This is a genomic window from Levilactobacillus namurensis DSM 19117, from assembly GCF_001434785.1.
In the GTDB taxonomy this organism is placed as follows: domain Bacteria; phylum Bacillota; class Bacilli; order Lactobacillales; family Lactobacillaceae; genus Levilactobacillus; species Levilactobacillus namurensis.
Genome location: NZ_AZDT01000063.1, coordinates 99,206 through 122,381, shown reverse-complemented (window position 1 = coordinate 122,381; position 23,176 = coordinate 99,206). Strand labels below are relative to the sequence as shown.

The following is a 23,176-nucleotide window of genomic DNA, read 5'->3' as shown; positions in this document are numbered from 1 at the left end:
ACGTTGGCTGACCGTGTCCTTTTTGGTTACTTGGGGATAATGCTTGTTAAATGGGGGTTATCCCCAAAAACAGAGAATCGTCTGGGGATACTGGGGATAATTCTGTGGATAAATGGTCTAGAATCCTAAAAATTACCAGCTAAAGTTATCAACAGGTGGATAACTTTAGCTGAAGCCATATAAAAACCGTTTCAGTCATGGCTAAGCTGAAACGGTCGTTGACGTATACAGGAGTTTGACAGCTTACTTATTCCTTCCAGAACTGGATTCCAGTTGGTTTAGCCCAGGCGCGTAGTCTCCGGTTGGCCATCCGCTTCTTGTGCGCGGCCCATTGATGGTAACAGAACGTAATCAGGCCGTAAACGAAGAAGAAGAGAACCAAAAACGTAAAGAACGTGGATAGCCCAGAGGTGACAGAACTAGTCAAAATATCAAACATAACGATTACCCCCCATAATCATAATGTTGCCGCCAGAACACTTCTTTCGATAAAACGTGGTGCTGGCTGACGGTTCCCCCGCTACATGATAAATATACCTTGGATAACTGATTTTAGTAAAAAAACGTACTTGGTTGGGGTATTTTGATAGGCTAAACTAACCTACCGCCAAAGTACGATGAGCGTTACGCGAAAATCAATTCCAGATTAAGCATCGTGATGATGCCCGCCAGCGCATACCCGACGAATTGAGTCGCTCGGTGATTCGTGTGCGCGCCCATCAGGGTCTGGTCGCTGGTCAGGTGGATCAACGGAAATAGGGTGAAGGGCAGCGCTACGCTCAGGACAATCTGGGCGTCGATAATCATGTTCTCAAAGGCCTGGTCGTTAAAACCCACAACGGCCCCGACCAACAGGATGGGGATCAAGGTGACCGCGCGGGTCAGTAGGCGCCGTTGCCAGAGGGGCAACCGAATATGGAGGTAGCCTTCCATGACGATCTGCCCCGAAAGTGTGCTGGTGATGGAGGAAATCAGGCCGGTAATCAGGAGGGCAAAGGCGAAGAGCCAACTCATGACTGGGCTGGCTAAGTGCCCCACCACGGCGGGATCCTTGAGGCTGTAGAAAACGCCCTGTAGACTGCTGAGGTGGCCGGTGGTCTGCCAGAAGAGGGTGCCACCCAAGATTAAGAGGAGCGCATTGATGAGGAGCGCCGCAATCAGGTGCACGGTCGAGTCCCAGCGGGCGAACCGCAGTGCTTCGGTGACTTGCCGGGGGTCGTGCTGATCGTAGCGGCGACTCTGGGCTAAGGATGAGTGGAGGTACAAGTTATGGGGCATGATAGTGGCCCCCACGATGCCCAAGCTCAGCACCAGTTCAGCGTGGTGGGTCAGTAACCGGGGCGTGGGCACCAGGCCGGTGGCGATGGCGTGCCAAGCGGGATGGGCCCGGAAGACCTCTAAGCCAAAAATCACGCCGACGGTCACGATGGCAGCTAACACGATGAATTCCACGCGTCGGATGCCGAAACGCAGGAAGAGTAAGACCACCAGGACGTCCAGAATCGTGAGGAGGATCCCCCAGAGTAGGGGCAGGCCGAAGAGGAGTTTTAACGCAATGGCGGTGCCTAAGACACCGGTCAAGTCGGTCGCCATCATGGCTACTTCGTTGAGGAGCCAGAGCAGGATACGCCTGCTAGTGGTCAAGCGCCCGGCGATGGCTTGGGCCAGGTCCAACCGGGAGACTACCCCCAGCTTGATGGCCAGGGCCTGCATGAACATGGCAATCAGGATGGCGATCCAGAGGACGGCTAATAGGGTGTAGCGGTACTGACTGCCACCGGCCAGGGATGTCAACCAGTTGCCGGGGTCCATATACCCCACGGCCACCAGGGCGCCAGGTCCGCTGTAGGCTAGGAATTTCTGAAAGAAGCTGGGCTCGTAGACGCTCGGGACCCGGACACTGGCATTGATCTCTTCTAGACTGGGCCGGTCGGGTTTAGTGGGCATGCGCAACGCTTCCTTTCAACTGGTGAACGGCTAGGTCGGCCAGAAATTGACTGAACGCTGGGTCACCGTTCATGGGCGGGACCAACTGGTAGGCGTCGCCCCCGCTGGCCTTGAAGGCCTGGTAGTTTTGGACATTGTCCTCTTCTAAGGTTTCCAGACAGTCGGCTACAAAGGAAGGCGTGGTGATCAGGACGTTACGCTTACCCAGTTCGACCAGTTGTAGCAACGTATTCTTTAAGTAGGGCTTGAGCCAGGGCATCGGTCCGAACTTGGACTGGTAGGTGGTCGTGACTTTAGCTACGGGGAGCTCGGGAAGGTACTTGAGCACGCCCGCGGTCGTGGCTTCGCACTCGGCCTGGTAGGGGTCACCGTGGCGGACCATGGCGGTGGGAATACTGTGATAGCTGAACAGGACCGCATCGTAGTCCCGCTGTTGCAAGGCGCTATGTAAATGTTGGGCCAGGAGCTTTTGGTACGCCGGCTGGTCGTAGAAGTGGTGGACGATGGTGATGGGCACGCCGGCAGCTTGGGCCTGGTGGATGATGGGGGCCGTGGTGCTTTGGGTGTACTGGGGGAAGAGCGGCAGGACCACGGTTTGCTCACACCCCGCCTGAGCCATGGCCTGGAGCGTGGGGCCGATGTGGGGTTCCCCGTAAGTCATGGCGTAGCGGACGTCCCAGTCGGGCAACGCTTGTTGGACTTGGTCAGTCATGATTTGGGTGTAGGCCACCAATGGCGACCCGCTTTTCGTCCAGATATGTTGGTAGAAGGTGGCGGAGCGCCAAGAGCGCAGGGGGAGGATGATACCCCGCAGGAGGGGTTGCCAGAACCATTGAGGCAGTTCGATCACGTTGGGGTCACTTAGGAACTCACGTAGGTATCGTTTGACATCCGGGGTTCGCGGCGTGGCGGGCGACCCCAGGTTGACTAAGAGTAAGCCAGTTTTCATTAAAAAAACCTCCTTGGCACCCACCGTTCGATTCTGACGAGCGGTGGACTGTGCTATCATGAGACATAGCTTATTTTTGGGGCGGGGTCAGGCTGACGGCCGTAATCTTGACGGCGTAGCGGGCGGCGGGTGCTTGAACCGTCACGGTCTCGCCGGGATGGTGGCCGAAGATGGCCTTTCCCAATGGGGAGACCCGGGTGGTTTTGCCGGCGTCGAGGTCCGCTTCAGCGGCGCCCACCAGCTGATAAGTCGCGGTCTCGTGGTCGTCTAAGAAGTCTAGGGTGACCCATTTTCCCAGTTCGACGGTGTCGTTGGCCTGCGGGGTCACGACTTTGGCGTATTGGAGCTGTTTGTTCAAGAACCGTAGTCGGCTTTCCAGGTGACGCAGGTCCCGCTTGGCGGCACTGTATTCGGCATTTTCGGATAAATCACCGTGCGCCCGGGCCTCGGCCAGACTGGCAATCCTCTTGGGCCGGTCTACCTCCAAAGCATGAATCTCCGCTTGAATCTGGTGGTAACCAGCCGCAGTAATCGGATTAAATTGATTAGGCATCAAAGCACCTCCGTTTAATTTAGTTTAGTGTAGTTTAGATCATTCGCCTTACCGGGCGTCCAGACAGGGCTGGAACGCCGTGGGCACCACTTCGAGCCAAAGAGCGGTCTCGAAGCTGGGCCTTATTCTAAGCTGGCTGAGGAACGCCAGCTTAGAATAATTTCACGGCTGAGCCCTGTCTGAACCCGCGGACGGTCGAACGCCCGGTAAGGCGACCAGTTTCATCTCAACTTTATTTTAACGCAGAACCGGAAAGGAAGACATGCACATGCGATTAACCTTTAAGTACTGGGCCCGAGAGGCGGGGATTGGCCTGCTGTTTACGGCCGTGATTGCCTTGTTAGGCCACTTCAACTATACCCAACTACGGCTGATGCCCGGAATGACGGTGGCGGACTGGTACTTCGTGGCCAGTTGGCTGTGCTTCCCGTTCGCCAAGTGGGCCATCTTGGAAGACCATCGCCAGGTCGATGCGCCCACGATTCACCGGCGCCGGAAGCACCGGGCCGCGGACGATACGGCGTCGGTTTACGAAAAAGCCCATCAGCGGTCAACCAAGTTGCAAGCTGCCCCGAAAACCGCGTTGGCCTGGTATTGGCGCTTGGCCATGGATCTCTTACTGGCCTTCATTGCGCCGGTGGTTTTAGGCGGATTTTTAACGTATTTGCTACGACACAATTGAGTTGTTTGTCCGTTTAACACATTAACGTTGTTTTTTTGACGTTTTTGTAGCTTATCGGTTGATTGATTGCGGGCATGTTATAGTAACAGTGTTGGAAAGGGTCAGTGAGAGTTGGATAAGCTGATTCGACGGGGAAACTACCCATGCGAGTAGTTTTGACCATCATCTAAGAGATAGGGACATTAATCACAGTGTGCCGAGGAGTAAGAGAATATTGGTATGACTAGTCGGTAAGCCGGATTGAGGCTGAACTTGGGGGAGTGCGAATCAATCCGCTAGATGACACAGTCCTGTAAAAAACGGTAGCGTCCGTGAGACGATGCCGTTTTTGTTGTCAAAAAGATTGCAACCGATGCCATTTCACGTTACATTAGTGGTGAATATGTGAAGGGGGTGAGTTATGTGTTAGCCGTTTATCTTTGTGAAGATAATCCAGCACAATTGAAACACTATACGGAAGTTGTGCAACGCTATATCCTGATCAACGATTTTGACATGCGGGTCCAGCTGGCGACGGCCAGTCCCAAAGCCCTGATTGATCGGATTCAGGCGGACACCCCACAGTATGCCTTATTCTTCTTGGATATTGAGTTTCCAGCCGAAGACATGACCGGCTTAGAAGCAGCCATTGCCGTGCGCCAGCAATTAGGGTTCGCGGAGATCGTTTTCGTGACCACCCATTCGGAGATGGCGTTACTGACTTTTGAACGGAAAGTGGAACCCATGGACTTTATCGTTAAGGACCTGGGACGCGACCAGGTCGACCAGAAGATCCGGGAGAACATCGATTACGGATATCAGCGCTACACTACTTATTTGGAGAACACGGAAAACCTCTTCAGCTATACGATCGGTGGCCGGACCTTTAGTCTGCCCATGGGGGACGTGTACTTTATTGCGACGGCCGAGACCCCGCATAAAGTGTCGGTACACGCGGCCAATCAATTAGTCGAGTTCCCGGGCTACCTGAAAGACATCGCGGATCAGTACCCGGAGCTCTATCGGGTCGACAAGAGTTACTTAGTCAACTTAAGCAACGTCAGTGGCCTAGACGTCGACAAACGTCGGTTGATCTTTCCTAATGGCGACCAGACCGACGTGGCGACCCGAAAGTTTCACGCGGTCAAAACGTTGGTGCAAAAGTATCTTAAATCACGAGAAGGTGATCAGTCGTGATGCTTCATTGGTTTGACCAGAATTTCTGGGTCAACTTCGTGTTGGCGCTGACCATGCAGTGGTTCTGGACCCTCTGGGTGGGCGAAGTCCGGCCTCAGAACTGGTTATTACCCCTTAAATGGTTATGGTGGGCCTTGGTGGCCGCAGTCATCGGGCAAGAGTGGGCGTTAGTCATCCCGCCATTGGCCGCGTTAGGCTATCTGGTGCACCGTCGCAGGTATTTAGTGGTCATCTTCACCAACGTGACCCTGGTAATCGCTTTGATCGTGGTCCTGGTCAACGACCTGTGTCTCCAGACCACGATTGAGATTTGGGGTGCTACGTTTGCCGCCAGCTTCTGGGGCATCGTCAGCCGGTTAGCGGTCCAGGTCCTAATCTATTCGTTGATCTCTCTGGGTGTGGCCGCCATGCACATCCAGCCCGGGAACCTGTCCCAACTGGCCTTTAGCCGTAAGGAACAGCTCACGGTCATGACCCTCCTGGTGCTCTTGGGCTTAATGGCTAGTCTGTCGGGTCAGGTCATTCACGCGCTGGACCTGCCCCACGGCCTCCTGACGTTTGCCCTGGCCATCGAATCCTTTATGGTGGGGTTGATCGTCTTGAGTCTGTTCTTCTTTCTGCGAAGTTTCTTCTCCCGCCAGCGCGCCCGAATCAACTACCAGGAGAGCATTCTCCAGACGCGCTATGATCGGCGGATCTCGAACCAGGTCCGGGCGATTCGGGACTTCAAGCGGACCTATCAGAAGCAGATGTTGCGGTTGGACGACTACCTCGATGCGGAGGACTACCAGGGCCTCGCTGACTACTTCAAAACACTGGACAAGCACTGGCAGACCACCAAGCAACTGGTGGGCCTAGAAGTGGACGGCCTTCAGCGGTTGAATGATCCGCCCCTGAAGAGCCTATTATTTCAGAAGATTCTAGCCGCCCAGAATCGGGGCTGGCATTTTCGCTTGGAAATCCCCGACACGATCCAGGCGATTCCCATGAACAACGTCCAGCTTTTGCGGGTTATGGGAGTCTTGCTGGACAACGCGGTCGAGGCACCGCCGATGGGGGACTTACCCGAGATCTACTGTGCGATTCTGGATTATCCCGACGCCGTGGAGTTGGCCGTGGCGAACCCCGTCTCGGCGACTGATCCGCCTAAGCTAAACCGCATCATGGAGGCGGGGTATACCACCAAGGGCGGTAGTCACGGCCTCGGCCTCAGTACGGTGAAGGAAATTATTGACCAGACGGCGAACGCTTCGCTGCAGGTAGCCTTAAAACGGGGCCGGCTCTACTTTACGGTCATCTTAACGAAGGGGGAACGGGGGGCATGATTGCCGTTAATGGTTGGAGCCTGTGGCTGGCGGAAGTCTCGCTGGTCTACTGGTTCGTCTACTTTCAGTATTATTGGTTCCCCCAGTTGCGTCCGCAACCATTTACGGGTTTTTGTTTTTTGATGGGGCTAATCTACGCGTGTCTGGACCGGGTGCTGTTGAACTTGCCCCCAGACGGCCTGGTTGAGCGCATTACCCGCTGTCGTCTTACTGGCGATCGAGTTGGGATGCCTAGGACCTAAACGGTGGGTTTACCTGCCCGCGTTACTTAACGTGACGGTGTTTGCCTACCTGTTCAAGGAGTTCGTCGATACTTTGAGCATCTCGCTGACGATTCTCACCACCAACATTCAATTCGCGGCGTCGTTACCGGGAACCGTGACGGAATTGTTGTTCGATAACGTGATCTTTGCCTTGCTGGTCATGGCGTTAGGCGTCACGCAGGCCCCCATGGAGAACCTGATTCGGGCCATGCTGAATCGGCCGATGGAATACCTCCTGTTGGTCTTCATGCTGTGCCTGGCCATCGTCTTCATGCTCTTCGAGTACACGTTGCAGCTGTTGAACTGGTCGTCCATGTACATCCTGTTCATGACGGCCGTCTCGGGGACCCTGATGGTGGGGTTGTCGCTAGCGACCTATGTCTTGATGCAGACCCACCTTCAGCAGAGCCACGCGAAGTCCCAGCGGCAGCAACAGGCCTTCCGGCAACAGTATTCCACGGAGCTCTCCCGCCAGATGGAGGCGGTTCGAAAGTTCCGCCACGACTATCAGAACATGCTACTGGGCTTGGGCGGCTACTTAGCGGACCACGATTACGCGGGCTTTCGTCAGCTCTACATCGATATTCGGTCTGGTTGGGAAACCAGTGATGCCGCCGACCTGACCATCGATGACCTGGAGAATATGCCGCGGGGCATCGTCCGGTACGCGCTGTACCATGCGTACCTCTTCGCGCAACGGGTGGGGGTCAACTTATTCGTCCGGATTCCCCAGCCCCTGACGGCAACGGTCTTGGTGACCCGCCAGCTCAGCCAGTTTCTCGACCAAGCGCTACCGGTGATCATCCAGGCCGTGGCCAAGGTCGAACCGGCGATGGTCACCTTGGAGCTAACGGCGACGCGCGACGCGACCCTGTTGCAGGTGACCTTTCCGGTGCCGGATGCAACCAAGGTGGTGGGGCACCACAGTGTGCAGGGTCCCGCGTTCGCCCTGGATTTTGCCCCGTTATTGCGGGAGCTAGCGGATGATGTGACCAGTCAGGTGCGGATCAAGTTGCATTGGGGGCAACTCTTGATCGTGTTGCCGATGCGTTAGGGGCGCAACGGCTAAGAAAGAGGGTTAACATGACGATGCTGCAAACATGGCTCATTTTTAGCATGGTGAACCTGGTGATGACGTACTGGTTCGTCTACTTTCAATATTACTGGTTTCCCCAGTTGCAGCCTAAGCACATGGCCGCTTATGCCATCGTAATGGCGGGGGCCTATACGGTTGGGGATGGGCTAGTCCTAGCGTATCTGCCACGGGGCATCATGCTGCCAATCATCGGGTTATTGGTCGTGGAAGTTATCCGAATTCCCCGACGCCACCGCGCCAGTCTGCCCAGCTTCTTGAGCGTGAGCATCTTGGCCTATCTGGCGGTCGAGGTGACCTATACGGCCAGCGTAGCGGTGACCATGCTTTCCACGTCCTACGCCTTTACGCGTTCGCTACGGGGGATGGTCACGGCGATGGTCTTCGTCAGTGTACTGTGCACGGCTTTAGCAGTGGGTCTGTGGCAGACGCGGGCGCCCATGGAGAACCTGATTCAGGGAACGTTGCGCCAACGGTCGACTTACCTGTTGTTGGCCCTGATGGTCACCTTACTGCTGGTCTTCTGTGGTCTGGAAATGTCGTTGCAGTTACTGCCGGGGTCCCGGGACTACGTGATCTTCTTGGCCCTGATGGGGGCAGTTTTGATTATCGGCATCGCGCTGGGGACTTATATCTTGATGCTGACCCACTTGCAACGGGAGCGGGCCCGCGCACAGCGCAGCCAGCAGCAGTTCCAAGAACTCTACTCGACGGAACTGGAGAACCAGATGGCCCAAGTCCGGCGGTTTCACCACGACTACCAGAACATGCTATTGGGGTTGGGCGGTTATCTGGCCGACCAGGATTATGCCAGCTTTCGCCAGTTGTACGTGGATATCCGCTCTAAGTGGGTCACCAGTAACGCGGCGGATCTGACGATTGAGGACCTCAATAACGTGTCCCGGGAATCGTTACGTTACCAGATCTACCACCACTACCTCTTAGCACGGCAACGGGGCGTGCAGGTGTTCGTGGTGATTCCGCGGCCCATCACCACCACCGTGGCGCTGTTGCGGCAGTTGGACGACGTGGTGGGGCAGACCATTCCGCTGGCGTTGCCCGTGGTGGCGTTACACCGCCCGGCGACCATGACGCTGGAGTTACAGTCGACGTCTAAGGCGATTGTGTACCGTCTGATTTTCCCAGTCCCCGAGGATACGCAAGTCACGAGTTACCGCTTGGTGAACCAGCAGTGGACCCTGGATTTTAAGAACATTGTGCATAGTTTACGGGTCCCCGTGGTGGTTCGGCTGCAGCTTAAGCGACACTGGGCGGAGCTGGTGCTCTCGTTCCCCCGAAATTAGTCGGCCCCTTGGATATTCACAAACTCGTCATTGTTACGAAGAAACTTATAGCTGATAAAATTTATTAGTAATATAAAGAAAGCGCTTGCAATTATGGCGATGTTTGCTATACTAAGACTTGTAATACCAATCAATCTTTCAGAGAAGCTGGCAAACCAAAAAAGGTTTACAGATTCTTGCATTTGTGAGCAGACACTAATTGTGATGATTAGTATTTACTTACGCTTCCTCGGATGGCCCGCCACTCGGGGAAGGTTGAATCGCTCAATACTACATATTGAGATGATAGCTAATTTGAGTAACGGCGTTTCCTGACTACAAACTGTGAATACGTTGAATACTCTAATGATGCTAGTGGGAGCCGGAGTGTGGTTACTCCGGTTTTTTTGTGTCCTTTTTTGGGGGGAGCAGCCAGAACTATTGTTTCGAGACAGCCCTTAAATGACGCGTTGGCTGGAACATGGTGGTGGGTCACGGACATTTCAACATCTTTCAATTGGCCTAATCCTTGAGTTGGCGGGGCTGACTAGCTAGTAGCGGTGCGTCTAGGTTGAAACTTTTCTGTAAGTGCTTGCATAATGAGAAACGGTGCGCTATTCTGGAACCATACCCACAACCAGTATCACTTAGAGGCAACTTGATTTGGAAAAGAGGAAGTTAGTATGGCACGTTTAGATGGAAAAGTGGCAATCGTAACTGGTGGCGTCAAGGGAATTGGTTTGGCGACCGCAAAAGCCTTCGTTAAGGAGGGCGCCAAGGTGGTTATCACCGATATTGACGATCAAGGTAGCGCTGAAGCGTTACAGGAAATCGGCGACAACGCCATCTTTGTGAAGCAGGACGTTTCCCAAGAAGACCAATGGGAACCCGTTTTCCAAGCCGCTGAAAAGGCGTTTGGTCCGGTGAACGTTTTGATGAACAACGCCGGTATCCTGAGCTTCAATAATGCGGAAGAAATCACCGACGACGTTTGGCACAAGGTCTTAGCCGTTGACCTCGATGGGGTCATGTACGGGGTCAAGCACGCCATTGTACATATGAAGGCCCAGGGCGGGTCAATCATTAACCTGTCTTCCATCGCCGGATTGATTGGGATCTCCAACTTGTTCGCTTACAACGCGGCTAAGGGCGGCGTGCGGATGCTCAACAAGTCCGCTGCGCTCTACTGTGCGGAAAAGAATTACCCGATTCGGGTCAACTCGATTCACCCCGGCTATGTGCATACGCCGATGGTGGACGCTTATCCTGAAAAGCGCAAAGAGTTGGAAGCCCTACATCCAGTTGGCCGGTTAGGCGAGGCCAGCGAGATTGCCAACATGGCCCTCTACTTAGCCTCTGATGAATCCAGCTTCTCCACGGGTGCCGAGTTCGTGGTTGATGGCGGGTACACGGCACAATAAAGCGTTAAAATTTGACACGAGTGAGCATCAGTCGCCTTACCGGGCGGTCACAAAGGACCGAATCGACGATAGTTTGGTCGTGGTGCTCACGATGAGTGTGCTGTGGATTAACTTAATAATCGAATGGCTCTCTAGACTGGCTTAAAGCCAATCTGGGGAGCCATTTTATAGTCATCATGCATTAAAATAGCACACGGCAATTTCATTGTGTACCAATCGTAAAATTAGAAATAGTCAAAAAGAAATGTATCGAAGAATTATTATAAATCTTCGGTACACTTCTTTTACTCATTTAATTTTTGACTGTAACCGTAAAAGAAAACTAACGACTAGGCAGGCACAGTAGTACGCACTTGCAGCACAAATTGAATTTGCAACTATCCAAGCCACGCTTTCTATTAACGAAAGGCTTGTGGGAATCTGGAGGCTCCATGCAACGACAATAACACCACCCAGAAACTCTACCCAAGGAGAATAATTTTTATTGTTGTTCTCAGAAAATAGGTTCTTAATACTTTTTATCCTTGACAGATCCATTAATAATATAAAGTTAGTCACAATCCCTATTAAGAAAAGTAAAACTTTAAACCAGAACCCAGTGTCTGAATAAAACGCTGATCCTATAGATAGTAATACACTAATCAAAAATATTAATAGTTTCTTTATTGATACGACCATGACTTATATTTCCCACCTTTTACCAACTGGCGTTATGTTTGCGAGGTGCCCCCTTAGTGTTTTCCACTTATGGTTCATTTGGGGGATAAGCCGTGAGGAGCTAGTAAGCCTCGTGGTCCCCCGGTAAGGCGCATGAGAAGCCACTCAAAACTGGTCGAAATCAGTGGGGACGGGAGCTGTGACGGTAGTTGGGGGTGTGTCTAGGGTGAAGGGCTGCGGGAAGCTGAGTTGCCAGCAGTGAAGCCGTAAGCGGACCCGACTGGGGGAGCCGTAAAGTGGATCGCCAATCAGAGGATGACCACTAGCTGCGAGATGGACCCGCAGTTGGTGGGTCCGACCAGTCTCTAAGCGCAACTGGACCAGCGTGGCATCGGGCCGGTGATCGACGGCTTGGTAGTGGGTGATGGCCCGCTGGGGATGCACGCCGTTCACCAAGCGCTTACGCTTATCATGTGGGTCACGACCAATCGGGTCAGTAAAGGTCCCGTGGCCGCTTAGGCGGCCGTGGACCCAGGCCAGATAGGTACGCTGGACGCGTTTCTCGGCAATCAAGCGGACCATGATGGGCACCACTCCGGGGGTCTTGGTCATCAGCAGTGCTCCAGTGGTCTCCTGGTCCAATCGGCTGAGAATGTAGGGCCCGGGCTGATCAGCGCCCAGGTAGGCCGCCACGTGGTTCAGTGTCGTGCCCCGTTCACCGGGTTGATTGGGGTGAGTCTTACTGCCCCGGGTCTTGTTGATGACCAATAAGTCGGCCGTTTCGTAGAGCACGCTGACGGTCGCCGCACTATCGGGGGCGACGTCTGGGAAGGGATGAGCGAAGTCTGCGGGTAGAAAGGTCAGGGTGACCCGGTCGTTAGGCTGGACTAGCTGATTCATGGACCGGTAGTGGTCGTTGACCAAGACCCGCTGAGCGATGCGCAGGCTGTGAACCAGGTGGCTGGGCAACCACCAATCCGTTAAGAGTTGGCGGACCGAGCGGGGCGTAAAGTCTGGCGGTAGGTGCCGTGTGTAAGTCCAGTGCATGGTAGCAACATCTCCTTTGAGCATTTTTTCGTTAAAAATAGCCTTCCGCTAAATCAGCGGGAGGCTATGGGATTATCGAGAATCAGAGTTAGTCGTCTAAATCTTCCGGCTTAACGATCAGGACGTCGCAGATAGCGGACCGGCTAACGTAGTTGGTAACTGAGCCCACCATTAACCGTTCTACGGCGGTCAGCCCGGTCGACCCGATGACGATGAGTTCCGTGTCGTGGTCGGTTGGGAATTCCCGAGCGATAACTGGCTTAGGGTTCCCGAACCGAACGTGGATGCTGACGTCTTTGACCCCAGCGTCGATGGCTTGCTTCTTCAAGTCTTCGAGCCGGTCTTGGACGTCTTGAGATAACTTGTAGATGACGTCACCACTGACCGCGCCACCGTAAGTATCGCTGAATTGGTTGACTTCCAGCACGTTTAAAATGTCTAGATGCGTTTGGTTGCGCTTAGCGACTTCAATTGCTTTTTCAAGGACTGGTTGGGTTGCTTTGGAACCATCAACGGGAACCAGAATGTTTTTGTATTGTTGTAACATATGGATGCCACCCCTTCACGATGCATATAGAAATCCTATCTCTACTATATCATTTATTACCGGGTGTGTAAGCCCTTAATTTATACAAAAATTTATGAAAAGGCCATGTAAGCTCACGTGCCGGACCACCCGCACGGGGCGTTTTTTTAAATCCTGACCCGGTGAATAATTACTGTTATTATACCGCAAGTTTCCCGGTGACCGCTATGATTTTGCCGGCAGGGGTTGCGAAAAGTGGGAACATGATGTTATAGTGTAATAGATAAATAGGACACTATTAGTGCACTGCTGTCACCTTTGGGGAGGAAAAAACTATGCAATTTGATGATAAGGTCCCAATTTATTACCAGATCAAGAATTACTTGTATCATCGGATCATTGCTGGACAGTTGGCACCCGGGGATAAAGTCCCAGCGGTCCGGCAATTGGCGGTCGATCTCACGGTCAACGTCAACACGGTCCAACGCGCATTGAGCGAAATGGTCACGGAGCAGGTTCTAATCTCCAAGCGCGGCCGGGGAAACTTCGTCACGGAAGACGTGACCCAGATTGCCGCGTTAAAGCATCACTTAATCGTCACCTACGTTCAGCAGTTCTATCACCAGGTGCACGGATTAGAGTTAAGCGACGATGAGATTGTCCAGGAACTGCGGACCTACATCGCCACACAGAAAGGGGCAGACAAATGAGCAACGCATTAGCGATTACCAACTTAACCTACCGGAAGAATTATCAGACGATTCTGACGGACGTCAATCTAACCATCACACCGGGGAAGGTTGTGGGCCTGTTAGGGGAGAACGGGGCCGGGAAGACCACCCTGATGCGGTTGATTGCCGACCTTGCCAAGGGATACCGGGGAACGATCGCGGTCGGGGACGCGACGGCCGGGGTCCAACGCCGGATAGCGGTCAGTTTCAGTGAAGCCTTGCAGGGGTTCCGACCAACCACTAAGCTGAGCGCGGTGCGGGACTTCTACGCTCGGGTCTACGGGGATTTCTCCGCGAAGAAGTACCTGGACCTGATCACCTTCCTTCAGCTGGATGACGACCTGGAGCTGGCGAAGCTGTCGAAGGGGACGCGCGAAAAGTTCATTATTGCCCTGACGCTGTCTAGGGAAGCCACGCTGTACTTGCTAGACGAACCGTTCAGCGGGATCGACAGTATGAGCCGGAAACGGATTATCAGCAGTATTATCAAGTGGAAACGGCCGGAAGCCACCATGATCATCAGTGACCATTACGTCACGGAGATTGCGCCGTTATTGGACGAGGTCGTGGTGATCAAGGACCGGACCATCTGCGCTCACAAGAGTAGCGACGCGATTCGCCAAGAATTTGGCATCGGGGTCGAAGCGTTCTACGAGAGTCTCTACGAGGGGGCAATTCAGCATGACGACCTTTAGGCGAACGGTGCGGGTGCTCTGGCGACCCAAGTGGCGCATTGCCAATTGGATGTTGCTGGCGTACGGGTTGCTAGTGGTGGGCAACCTGGTCCAGACGGGATTCAGTGAAGGCTGGTTCCGGATCAACCTCATGAACATCACCACGGGCGTTGGCGTCGGTTTAGGGGTGATTGCCTTTGTTTGGCTAGCGGTACGCACCGAGCACGACTGGGTACAGGATACTTACCGCTTACTGCCAGTGACCAATACCCGTTTCTACTTAGCGGGGGTGGTCACCACGGTCGGGGCATACTTATACTTCGTGGTGGTCCGGCTCCTAGTCATGGGGCTAAGCGCTCTGGTTAGTGGCCAGCAGTCCGCGGCTAACCTGAATCACTGGTTGCGGGTTGCTTGGACTGGTGGCGTACGGGAGTTCGGGACCGTCGGCTGGTTGGGGGTGTTGGCCTTCGTGGCGCTCCTAGTTAGCCTATTGATCGTGGGAGCTTGGACCCTGATTACCTTGGTCCACTTGCTGACTAACGCGCTGAGTACTTTTTTGCCGGCTGGTCGCCAAAGGATTTTTAAAGGTCTCCTGGCCATCGTGGTTGTCGGTGTCCTGGTTTGGTTGGGCAAGTGGCTGGTTCAGTTGCGCGATTGGGTGACGGCGGCTTGGAATGACGCGGCGATGGTGAGCATCCTGGGGATGTTCGTCATCGGCGTTGTGGCGATGATGGCGGTCAACGTCTACTTGTTGAAGTTTTGGGTGGAAGCCCGGGTTCGCTAGAAAAGGGGAGTTAGAACCATGACATCATTTAAAAATTTATTTTGTGCCCTTTGGAAGCCTAAGTTACGGACGATGAATCGAATCCTTCTGTTGTGGGCCTTAGCCATTGTGGTCACCTGGGTGGTTACCGGGTGGTCGCAGGGTTACCGGGGCCTCGATTACAGTGGCTTGTTGGGCGGCTGGACCGGTATTGGGTCACTAGTGGGCCTGGTGGGCTTAGCGGCCCATAACGAGCGGGTGGTGCGCAATGATTCCTTTCGTTTGATTCCGGTCAGTGCGACCAAGCTTTACCTGACCAACCTCCTCGCGACGTTTGGGGCCTACCTATACCTGTGCGCGGTGGAAACGGTGGCCTTTGGCTTGAGCCTGGTCATCACCCATCCCGGTATCTGGCGGCAAGCCTTCCAGATGAACCTATCGCCGGATGAGCCGTGGCTAGCGATGGGCCTGGCGGTAGTCTTGGTGCTGGTCCTGCTGTTGCTAGGCAGTTGGATCATGATTACCCTGATTCACCTGGTGGTCAACGCGTTGAGCGCGTTCGTCCCGGGGTCCGTCAACGGGTCATTAAGATCTTGCTAGCTATCGTAGTGGTCTGGGGTCTGGTCTACCTTTCTGGGTGGCTGTTGAATCTGCAGACCTACCTGACTCGCAGCTTTTCGGGAGATGGCACCTTATGGATTAGCCTAGCTTTAATGGCGTTGGCTGAGGCCTTAGCCGTTGCCGTCAATATCTACTTATTAAAACATTGGACGGAAGCTCGGTATTAAAGCACATATGACTAAGCCGTCACCCAACTGGGGTGGCGGCTTTTTTTGTAAAGTCAGCGCCTTACCGGGCGGCCAGACAGGGCTGGAACGCCGTGGGCACCACTTCGAGCCAAAGAGCGGTCTCGAAGTTGGGCCTTTTCCTAGGTGAGCTGAAGCCCACTCACCAAGGAAAATTTCACGGCTGAGCCCTGTCTGGCCGCCCTCTCGGCTCATACTGGTCGTTGATGGCCGTCAAACGTGCGCTAAAAATCACCATTGCCAACTGGCGGAATGGGGGGCAATAATCTGCTGGTCTTAAGCTAAAGCTGATCTTGATGAAGCTTAAAGTCGGGTTCACTGGCATGACAAGTCGGCTAATCGGTTATTCGGGCCACCTGGACTCGCGAAAGGTGTGTATCTATAAAGTAGATGCGATGTGTTCACCGTAACATGAGTGGATTTTCTTGTTCCATTATGGTCAAGCACTATCTGGTTAGCGAATCGTTGCCAGTCACTTCAGCGTTAGCTTGTTCGATAGGTCATAGCCCGGAGGCGAGCAGGGGTTTAGCCAGCGAAATGATGGTTAGTCAGCGTTTTTGGCTGGCTTACCATCAGGCCGAGTTTTGAAATTCGTGGTCTTGGCGAAGTTCAAAATCGTGCCCGCAGGCGTTCCAACCCCTGAGCGCCGGAGGGCGGCCAGTTTGATCCCAACTAGTTCGACGTGGCTAGACGGTGTCTCTACTTGGAAAGAGCACCAAAAAACGCACGAACCTCGCGGGATTCGTGCGTTTTAGTGAAACTGATGTCGCGATTATTGCAGCTTCGATGACGTAAGGGTCAGGTTGCTGTAGAATTCGTTGTTAGCTGGACTGACGTTGAAGCCCTTGACCCGCTTGTTAACTGGGGCCCAGGCGTAACTGAACTTGCCGCCGACAACGGCTGCTTGTTCGTTCATGTACTTCTGCCAATCCTTGAAGGTCTTGGTCCGCGTGGTATCGTTCCAAGCGGAGCTGTCGTTCATCTTGTTGATCAGTTCCGTGTTCTTCTTAGTGACAAAGTGGCCCATGTTGAAGGCTGCGGTATCACCGTAAAGTTGTGATTGAGAAGGTTCAGACGAAACACTCCAAGCACCGGTCCAGATGTCCATCTTGTCTTGCTTAGGCTTCTGCAGGGTATCGTAGAAGCTGTTCATTTCCATTGGCTTACCACCAGTGTATTGAACGTTCAACCCAATCTTGTGCCATTGTTGCAGGTAGTCTTGGTAAGACGCCATGTTAGCGGCGTTACTGGTCATGGCACCGAAGTAGATCTTCAATGCCTTACCCTTAGGATCTGACCGCCACTTGCTGCCGTTACGCTTCTTGTAACCGGCTTGGTCGAGTAACTTGTTGGCCTTCTTGATGTTCAACGTGTAGCCTTTTTCGCTGGCATCGTAGTACTTCTGGAAGACTGGTGGAATCAAGGTGTTCGCACGCCATGAGACCCCGTTCCCGAACTTCTTCAGGATCTGGTCTTGGTTCAGGGCGTACATCATAGCTTGACGTAAGTTCTTGTTAGCCATCTTGGCATTCGGATCGGAAACGTTCTTCCCGGTCTTGGTGTCGTAGTACCCTAAGTTAAAGGCGAAGTAGTTGTAACTCAAAGCCGGTTGACCCACGATCTTGTAGTTCTTCAGGTTCTTCAAGTTCTTGTAGTCAGTCCCACCCAAGTTACCGGAGGCGTTAGGCACAACGGAATCGTACTTCTTGGATTGGATGGCCTTGTCGATGTTGTTGGAAGAAACCACGTTGATGGAGATGTGGCCGATTTGGGCCTTCTTGCCCCAGTAGTACTTGTTAGGGGACCAGCTGGTGGATTCACCTTCAACGACCTTGTCCAACTTGTAAGGACCCGTGAAGATTGGGTTCTTCCGGATTTGCTTAGATGAAGCTAACTTAGCGATTGGGACGTTCTTGATGTATTCGTAAGGTTCAACGGTGCCCCAGATGAAGGAGTTCCCGGAGAACTTCATTGATGGTGACATCTTGGTGAAGTGGATGACGGCGGTCCGACCGTTTTGGCCGTCGGGGTATGTAATCCCAGAGATCGTCTTGGCCTTGCCAGAGTGGTAGGCAGCCATCCCTTTAATCGCGTTAAAGTCTGACGAGTATTGTTGGGAAGTGGTGTTCTTGTTGGCGACCACTTCGTAGGCGTATTCGATATCCTTGGCGGTAACCTTAGAACCGTTCGACCACTTAGCATTGCTCCGCAGCGTGATCGTCGCGGTCTTGTTCTTCCGACTTAAGCGTTGGTTGGCCAGCCCACCGTCGATGATCTTGTAGTTCTTGTCGACGTTGAACAGGTTGTCCTGACCACCGGGCGCGAAGACGTCGGCGTCTTCCGTGTTGGAAGCCAGAATTGGGTCGGTGATTCCTTGGAATGGTGAATCGTTGACTTCAGCCAACTTCAGTGTCCCGTTCTTGGTGGCACTGCTGTCCGTCTTGGCGGTGTTCTTGTAGTTCGTGGACAGTTTGACGGAAGCGTGCGTCCCAGCAGTTTCACTGGATGAAGAAGACTTCTTGCTGGAACAAGCGGCCAGACTTAACGTGGCGAGGACCGCCATGGCTGACAAAACAAGTTTCTTTTTAACCATATCAGAGTTCCCCCTTAAATTTCAGATGCAATGGTGGTAACTCGGCGTTTCTCCTCAGGAACGTCGGGTCTTTGGAGCGTGAGACACAAGATCAGGTGGCACCATCTCCTCAAATTCATAATGCTTTCAGCGAGTCTAGTCTTCGGCACCTTGCCGTTGTGAAGCGTCGGCGGCCCGGCGGATGACTTGACCGATGTAACTAATGGATAAACAAAGAATGATGATTTCCAACGCGGCTGGTAACCAAGTCCACCAGTATTGGGTGATGTTGTTGGGGTCGTTGGCGTTGGAGATCATGGTCCCTAGGGACGGGGTCTGAATCGGTAACCCGAAGCCCAGGTAGGATAGCCCGGTTTCAACCCCGATGTTCTCGGCGAAGGATAACGTGGTATCGACGATAATCAGCGATGAAATGTTGGGCATGATCTCCCGGAAGATAATCTTGAAGTTGCTGGTCCCGGAGGTCTTCGACGCGGCCACGTAGTCCTTTTCAGATTCCGCTAAGGTCCGCGACCGAATCAGTCGCGACGTGCCTTCCCAGTAGAAGATGGAGAAGATCAGTGTCAGAGTCACGGCGTTGTAGTTCTTGATGATGGTGACCAACACGATGATCATCATGGTCATGGGAAGCATCATCATGAAGTCGTAGACCCGTTGCATCCCCCAGTCGATGTAGCCGTTGAAGTAACCGGAAATCAACCCCCAGCAGATCCCGAAGGTCGAGGAGATCACGGTCAGCCCTAAGGCGATTCCGATGGAGTTCCGCGACCCGACAATCAATTGTTGGGCGATGGACCGGCCGGCTGAGTCGGCCCCTAAGAGGAGCCCATCGGCGCCGGGTGCGCTGAAGTAGTTCATGATATTGGTCTGCATGACTTTCGACGTGTCGATGAATAAGGAGGCAATCATCACGAAGAGGATGAAACCGACCACGATGACGAGGGCCACCATGGCGGGTTTGTCGGCCTTGAATTCGTCCCAGATAATGCGGGCCGAAGACGGGGTGGCCTCCGCTTTAGCTTCTTGTGACAACCGCGTGAGGTCGGCTGCCGAAATGTCTGAATGTTCATTAAAGTTTGCTGCCATTGTTTGTCGACCTCCTATTCGATTCGAATCCGTGGGTCAACGACACTCAAGATGATATCGGAGAGTAGGGTACCCAGTAAGTTTAAAATTCCGTAGATTAAGACCAGCGCGGTAATGACCGTGTAGTCCCGGTAACTGATCGAGTTCACGAACAGAAGTCCCATCCCAGGGTAAGAGAAGACGGTTTCGGTGAAGATGGACCCGTTCAATAACCCAGTGATGGAGTAACCGGCAAAGGCCGCAATTGGCAACAGGGAGTTCCGGAAAATGTGGTGCCGGTAGATGTCCTTGCTGGGAACCCCTTTAGCCCGCGCCGTCCGTACGTAATCGGAGCGCTTGGCGTCGATGACTTCGGACCGCAGGTATTGGACAATGTTGACGGTTCCGAACAGGGCTCCCAAGACGGCTGGCAAGAGAATATGGTAGAAACGCGAACCAATCGTTCTCAGCCAGCCTGTGGTGCCTGAGGTGATGGACCCAGTCGTAGGGAACCACCCTAAGACGTAACCGAAGATCCAGATACCGATGACCAAGATGACGAAGAAGGGGATGCAGTAAGTGACGTAGGTGTAGACCCGGATTACCGTATCAGGTAATTTCCCCTCATGCCGACCGGCGAAGACCCCCATGGGGAGGGCCAACGCGTAGGTCAGAATCATGGTCAGCAGGGCCAGCCATAAGGTGTTGGTGGCCCGACCACCGATCAATCGCGTGACCGGTTCTTGATATTGATAACTATTTCCTAAGTTCCCGTGGAATAGGTGGACCACCCAGTTCCAGTATTGCTGGTACCAGGGATCGTATAAGCCGTTGATCTTCATCAGGTGCTTGATTTGCGCGGGGTCCGCCTTAGGGTTGATCGACCCGGTGAACGGGTCCCCAGGCATCGCCTTAGCTAGCAGGAAGACTAGGATACTTAAAATGATGACTTCGGGGATCATGATTAAGATCCGCCGTAAAATGGTTTTCCACATTAGGCCTGCACCTCGGTTTCCTGTTGGGCTAATTGCTTAGCGATGGTTTCGGGTAAGGCGACCGAGTGCGTCGGTGAGACGGCGACCAGTGGGTAGGCCTTGCCTTCATCGTCATAGTACTTATCTTGTTGTTCCCGGTAGACTTCTTCGACCGCCAGACGGGAAGCCCGGTGAGCGGCTCGCTGGTTGACGTTGGTCTCGGGGATGGCCGCTAACAACCGCTTGGTGTAGATATGGAGCGGGTGGTTGTAGATGTCATCTCGGGTCCCAATCTCGACTAACCGGCCCCGGTTCATGATGGCGATGTTGTTGCACATGTGCCGGACGACCCCTAAGTCGTGGGAAATAAATAAGTAGGAAATGCCGAATTCCCGTTGAATCTTCTTCATGAAGTTCAGGACTTGGGCTTGAACGGACAGGTCCAAGGCGGAGACGGGTTCGTCGGCGATGATCAGCTTAGGGTTGGTGGCCACGGCCCGGGCAACCCCGATCCGTTGCCGTTGGCCCCCGGAGAATTGGTGAGGGTACTTATATAACGCATCAGCGTCCAAACCAACAATGTCCAGGAGTTGTAAGACCCGCAACTTTTCGTCCTCTTTGCTCAGGTGTTCGAAGTTCCGGAGGGGTTCAGCAATGATGTCTTCGATCCGCTTCCGCGGGTTCAGACTAGACAGGGAGTCTTGGAAGATCATTTGTACGTCGTGGTTGTAGTCCAACTTCCGCCGATTGGCTTTCTTGGTAATGTCTTGACCGTTGTACAGGATGGAGCCGCCGGTGACCTTTTCCAAGCCCACCACAGATTTTCCAGTGGTCGACTTTCCGGACCCGGATTCACCCACCAGGCCGTAAGTTTCGCCGGCTTCAATGTTGAAGGTGATGCCGTCAACGGCGGGTACTTCGTCGGTGACCCGGTTCCAGAAGCCGGAACGGATGGGGTAGTGGACCTTCAGATCTTTGATTTCAACTAAGCTCATTCAGTCACGCTTCCTTTCTCTGGTTGGTCTGGAAATTGAAAATCACGGTAGCAGGTGCACCGAACTAAGTGGCCCGGTGTGACTTCATGCATGGTCGGGTTGTCCTCGTGGGCACTCGCCGGAACCCAAGGAATTCGGGGTGCGAATCGATCCCCGGTTTGGGGCATCTTCTGTAAGGATGGGACGTTCCCCTGGATGACGTAGAGGTCGTCGTTTTCGTTATCCCGTTGAGGCATCGACCGCAACAGGGAACGGGTGTAGGGGTGTTCCGGCGTGTTGAAGATTTGTTCGGCGGTCCCTTGTTCGACGATTTGGCCCGCGTACATCACGGCCACCCGGTCGGCGGTCTCAGCGACAACGCCCAGGTCATGGGTGATCAAGATGATGCCGGCGTGGTTTTCCTTTTGAATCTCACGCAAGACATCTAGGATCTGGGCTTGAATCGTTACGTCCAACGCGGTGGTGGGTTCGTCGGCGATAATCAAGTCGGGCTTGCAAGCAATCGCGATGGCGATGATTACCCGTTGACGCATCCCACCGGAAAGTTCGTGGGGGAATTGGTGAGCCGTTCGCTTGGGATTGACGATCCCAACTTGGTCCAGTAATTCAAGGACCCGGTCGTGCTTTTCGGCGCTGGTGAAGGTGGAATGGTAATCCATGACCTCACTGATCTGGTCTTCGATCCGTTTCAAGGGGTTCAACGCGGACAGGGGGTCTTGGAAGATCATCCCAATCTTGGCGCCCCGGTACTGGTTGTATTCATCGTCGCTTAGCTGAAGCAGGTCGGTGCCCTCAAAGTCGATGGACCCGGAAATCTTTGTTTCGGCTGGATTATGTAACCCCATAATCGTCGTGGCTAACGTACTCTTCCCACAACCGGATTCCCCCACGATGGCTAAAATTTCATCGTGGTGAACTTGGAGGTCGATGTGCGAAATGGCGTCGTAGAACTGCCCGTTGATTTTGAAGGCCGTGCTGACGTCTTTGATGTTTAGAAAATCTGTTGCGTTCTCCACGGTAATTCCCCCATTTTCTAATTTATCTCTCATTCGTAAGTAGAACTTATTAACTCGGCGTTTGTCCGTATACAAAAACGCCTTATATATTAACTGTGATTGATTATAATTAATCAAATTCTCATTTTCAACCCCCAGTATTAGAAAATAACCCAAAAATTATTCATAAATCCTTCATAATTACCGTCAGCCCGGGGTTAGCTGGCTCTCATAAAAACATAGGAAAAAAGTTAAGGGTTGGTTCGTTCCCCGGCCGAAATCTCCTCTGCGCCACTGGTTTCAGCCATTGGCTAACGCCCTATGTTTGTGAAAACGATTTCTTAACGCAATTAATTTTATAAACGACCCTGCATATTTCTTATGCACCCCTTGCATGAACGGGGGAGCAGTAGTTATTCGCCTTACCGGTCGGCCAGACAGGGCTGGAACGCCGTGGGCACCACTTCGAGCCAAAGAGCGGTCTCGAAGCTGGGCCTTTTCCTAGGCGAGCTAAAGCCCGCTCACCAAGGAAAATTTCACGGCTGAGCCCTGTCTGACCGACCTCTCGGCTCACACTAGCCGTTAAATTGGACCCCGCGTGCCAAAAACACGACCACCACCGTTAGGCCCCAGCAGCCGATAGGGCCCAGCCGGTGAC

22 protein-coding genes are annotated in these 23,176 nt (G+C 53.4%); 11 read left to right on the top strand and 11 right to left on the bottom strand.

The window, feature by feature from the left end; genetic code table 11:
- Positions 1-247: 247 nt before the first annotated feature.
- From FD30_RS09885 to greA, 4 genes are all read right to left on the bottom strand, one after another.
- Positions 248-439, bottom strand: coding sequence for a hypothetical protein (locus tag FD30_RS09885; protein WP_056944884.1), 192 nt, complete (start codon positions 437-439; stop codon positions 248-250).
- Positions 440-624: 185 nt separating this feature from the next.
- Positions 625-1,947 carry an Nramp family divalent metal transporter gene (locus FD30_RS09880; protein WP_056944883.1) on the bottom strand — a complete coding sequence of 441 codons (1,323 nt, stop codon included), beginning with the start codon at positions 1,945-1,947 and terminating at the stop codon, positions 625-627.
- Positions 1,937-2,896 (bottom strand): ferrochelatase, encoded by a 960-nt coding sequence (hemH, locus tag FD30_RS09875; RefSeq protein ID WP_056944882.1) that lies wholly within the window; start codon positions 2,894-2,896, stop codon positions 1,937-1,939. Before hemH ends, FD30_RS09880 begins: the two co-directional genes overlap by 11 nt.
- 70 nt (positions 2,897-2,966) lie before the next feature.
- Positions 2,967-3,449 (bottom strand): transcription elongation factor GreA, encoded by a 483-nt coding sequence (greA, locus tag FD30_RS09870; protein ID WP_056944881.1) that lies wholly within the window; start codon positions 3,447-3,449, stop codon positions 2,967-2,969.
- Between the two features lie 268 nt (positions 3,450-3,717).
- Between greA and FD30_RS09865 the strand changes: the two genes are divergently transcribed.
- The 6 genes from FD30_RS09865 (at position 3,718) to FD30_RS09835 (ending at position 10,692) form a co-directional block, all read left to right on the top strand.
- Complete coding sequence (locus FD30_RS09865; RefSeq protein ID WP_056944880.1) at positions 3,718-4,131, top strand: hypothetical protein; 414 nt, start codon at positions 3,718-3,720, stop codon at positions 4,129-4,131.
- A 402-nt stretch (positions 4,132-4,533) separates the two neighbouring features.
- Positions 4,534-5,307 carry a response regulator transcription factor gene (locus FD30_RS09860; RefSeq protein WP_024747099.1) on the top strand — a complete coding sequence of 258 codons (774 nt, stop codon included), beginning with the start codon at positions 4,534-4,536 and terminating at the stop codon, positions 5,305-5,307.
- Positions 5,307-6,632 carry a sensor histidine kinase gene (locus FD30_RS09855; protein ID WP_056944879.1) on the top strand — a complete coding sequence of 442 codons (1,326 nt, stop codon included), beginning with the start codon at positions 5,307-5,309 and terminating at the stop codon, positions 6,630-6,632. Before FD30_RS09860 ends, FD30_RS09855 begins: the two co-directional genes overlap by 1 nt.
- A gap of 183 nt (positions 6,633-6,815) precedes the next feature.
- Positions 6,816-7,949, top strand: a complete 1,134-nt coding sequence (locus tag FD30_RS09850) for a signal transduction protein (RefSeq protein ID WP_225426518.1) — start codon at positions 6,816-6,818, stop codon at positions 7,947-7,949.
- Positions 7,950-7,984: 35 nt separating this feature from the next.
- On the top strand, positions 7,985-9,292 hold the full coding sequence (locus FD30_RS09845; protein ID WP_147000059.1) for a signal transduction protein: 1,308 nt from the start codon (positions 7,985-7,987) through the stop codon (positions 9,290-9,292).
- A 662-nt stretch (positions 9,293-9,954) separates the two neighbouring features.
- On the top strand, positions 9,955-10,692 hold the full coding sequence (locus tag FD30_RS09835; protein ID WP_056944876.1) for a glucose 1-dehydrogenase: 738 nt from the start codon (positions 9,955-9,957) through the stop codon (positions 10,690-10,692).
- Positions 10,693-11,514: 822 nt separating this feature from the next.
- Here the strand turns inward: FD30_RS09835 and FD30_RS09825 are convergent.
- Together FD30_RS09825 and FD30_RS09820 are read right to left on the bottom strand one after the other, a co-directional pair.
- The gene (locus FD30_RS09825; protein ID WP_056944874.1) at positions 11,515-12,396 is read right to left on the bottom strand and encodes an RluA family pseudouridine synthase; all 882 of its coding nucleotides are present in this window, start codon (positions 12,394-12,396) and stop codon (positions 11,515-11,517) included.
- A gap of 88 nt (positions 12,397-12,484) precedes the next feature.
- Positions 12,485-12,943, bottom strand: coding sequence for a universal stress protein (locus FD30_RS09820; protein WP_056944873.1), 459 nt, complete (start codon positions 12,941-12,943; stop codon positions 12,485-12,487).
- Between the two features lie 314 nt (positions 12,944-13,257).
- On the opposite strand from FD30_RS09820, the gene FD30_RS09815 reads away from it, so the two are divergent.
- The 5 genes from FD30_RS09815 to FD30_RS09795 are packed head-to-tail and all read left to right on the top strand — an operon-like array spanning position 13,258 to position 15,878.
- Entirely contained in the window at positions 13,258-13,632 is a 375-nt protein-coding gene (locus tag FD30_RS09815) for a GntR family transcriptional regulator (RefSeq protein WP_024747106.1), read from the top strand.
- Entirely contained in the window at positions 13,629-14,348 is a 720-nt protein-coding gene (locus FD30_RS09810) for an ATP-binding cassette domain-containing protein (RefSeq protein WP_056944872.1), read from the top strand. The genes FD30_RS09815 and FD30_RS09810 overlap by 4 nt, the downstream gene beginning before the upstream one ends.
- Entirely contained in the window at positions 14,335-15,111 is a 777-nt protein-coding gene (locus FD30_RS09805; RefSeq protein ID WP_056944871.1) for a hypothetical protein, read from the top strand. The genes FD30_RS09810 and FD30_RS09805 overlap by 14 nt, the downstream gene beginning before the upstream one ends.
- A gap of 18 nt (positions 15,112-15,129) precedes the next feature.
- A complete protein-coding gene (locus FD30_RS09800; RefSeq protein WP_056944870.1) occupies positions 15,130-15,690 on the top strand; it encodes a hypothetical protein in 561 nt (186 codons plus the stop codon).
- Positions 15,684-15,878: a hypothetical protein gene (locus tag FD30_RS09795; protein ID WP_056944869.1), complete on the top strand. Its 195-nt coding sequence runs from the start codon at positions 15,684-15,686 to the stop codon at positions 15,876-15,878. Before FD30_RS09800 ends, FD30_RS09795 begins: the two co-directional genes overlap by 7 nt.
- Before the next feature lie 790 nt (positions 15,879-16,668).
- On the opposite strand, the gene FD30_RS09790 is transcribed toward FD30_RS09795, so the two are convergent.
- The 5 genes from FD30_RS09790 to FD30_RS09770 all read right to left on the bottom strand — a co-directional run bounded on the left by FD30_RS09790 (position 16,669) and on the right by FD30_RS09770 (position 22,572).
- Complete coding sequence (locus tag FD30_RS09790; protein ID WP_056944868.1) at positions 16,669-18,489, bottom strand: oligopeptide ABC transporter substrate-binding protein; 1,821 nt, start codon at positions 18,487-18,489, stop codon at positions 16,669-16,671.
- Positions 18,490-18,624: 135 nt separating this feature from the next.
- Positions 18,625-19,575 (bottom strand): ABC transporter permease, encoded by a 951-nt coding sequence (locus tag FD30_RS09785; RefSeq protein ID WP_024747112.1) that lies wholly within the window; start codon positions 19,573-19,575, stop codon positions 18,625-18,627.
- 14 nt (positions 19,576-19,589) lie between these two features.
- The gene (locus FD30_RS09780) at positions 19,590-20,549 is read right to left on the bottom strand and encodes an ABC transporter permease (protein ID WP_024747113.1); all 960 of its coding nucleotides are present in this window, start codon (positions 20,547-20,549) and stop codon (positions 19,590-19,592) included.
- Positions 20,549-21,523 (bottom strand): ATP-binding cassette domain-containing protein, encoded by a 975-nt coding sequence (locus tag FD30_RS09775; protein ID WP_056944867.1) that lies wholly within the window; start codon positions 21,521-21,523, stop codon positions 20,549-20,551. Before FD30_RS09775 ends, FD30_RS09780 begins: the two co-directional genes overlap by 1 nt.
- The gene (locus FD30_RS09770; protein WP_056944908.1) at positions 21,520-22,572 is read right to left on the bottom strand and encodes an ABC transporter ATP-binding protein; all 1,053 of its coding nucleotides are present in this window, start codon (positions 22,570-22,572) and stop codon (positions 21,520-21,522) included. Before FD30_RS09770 ends, FD30_RS09775 begins: the two co-directional genes overlap by 4 nt.
- Positions 22,573-23,176 lie beyond the last annotated feature (604 nt).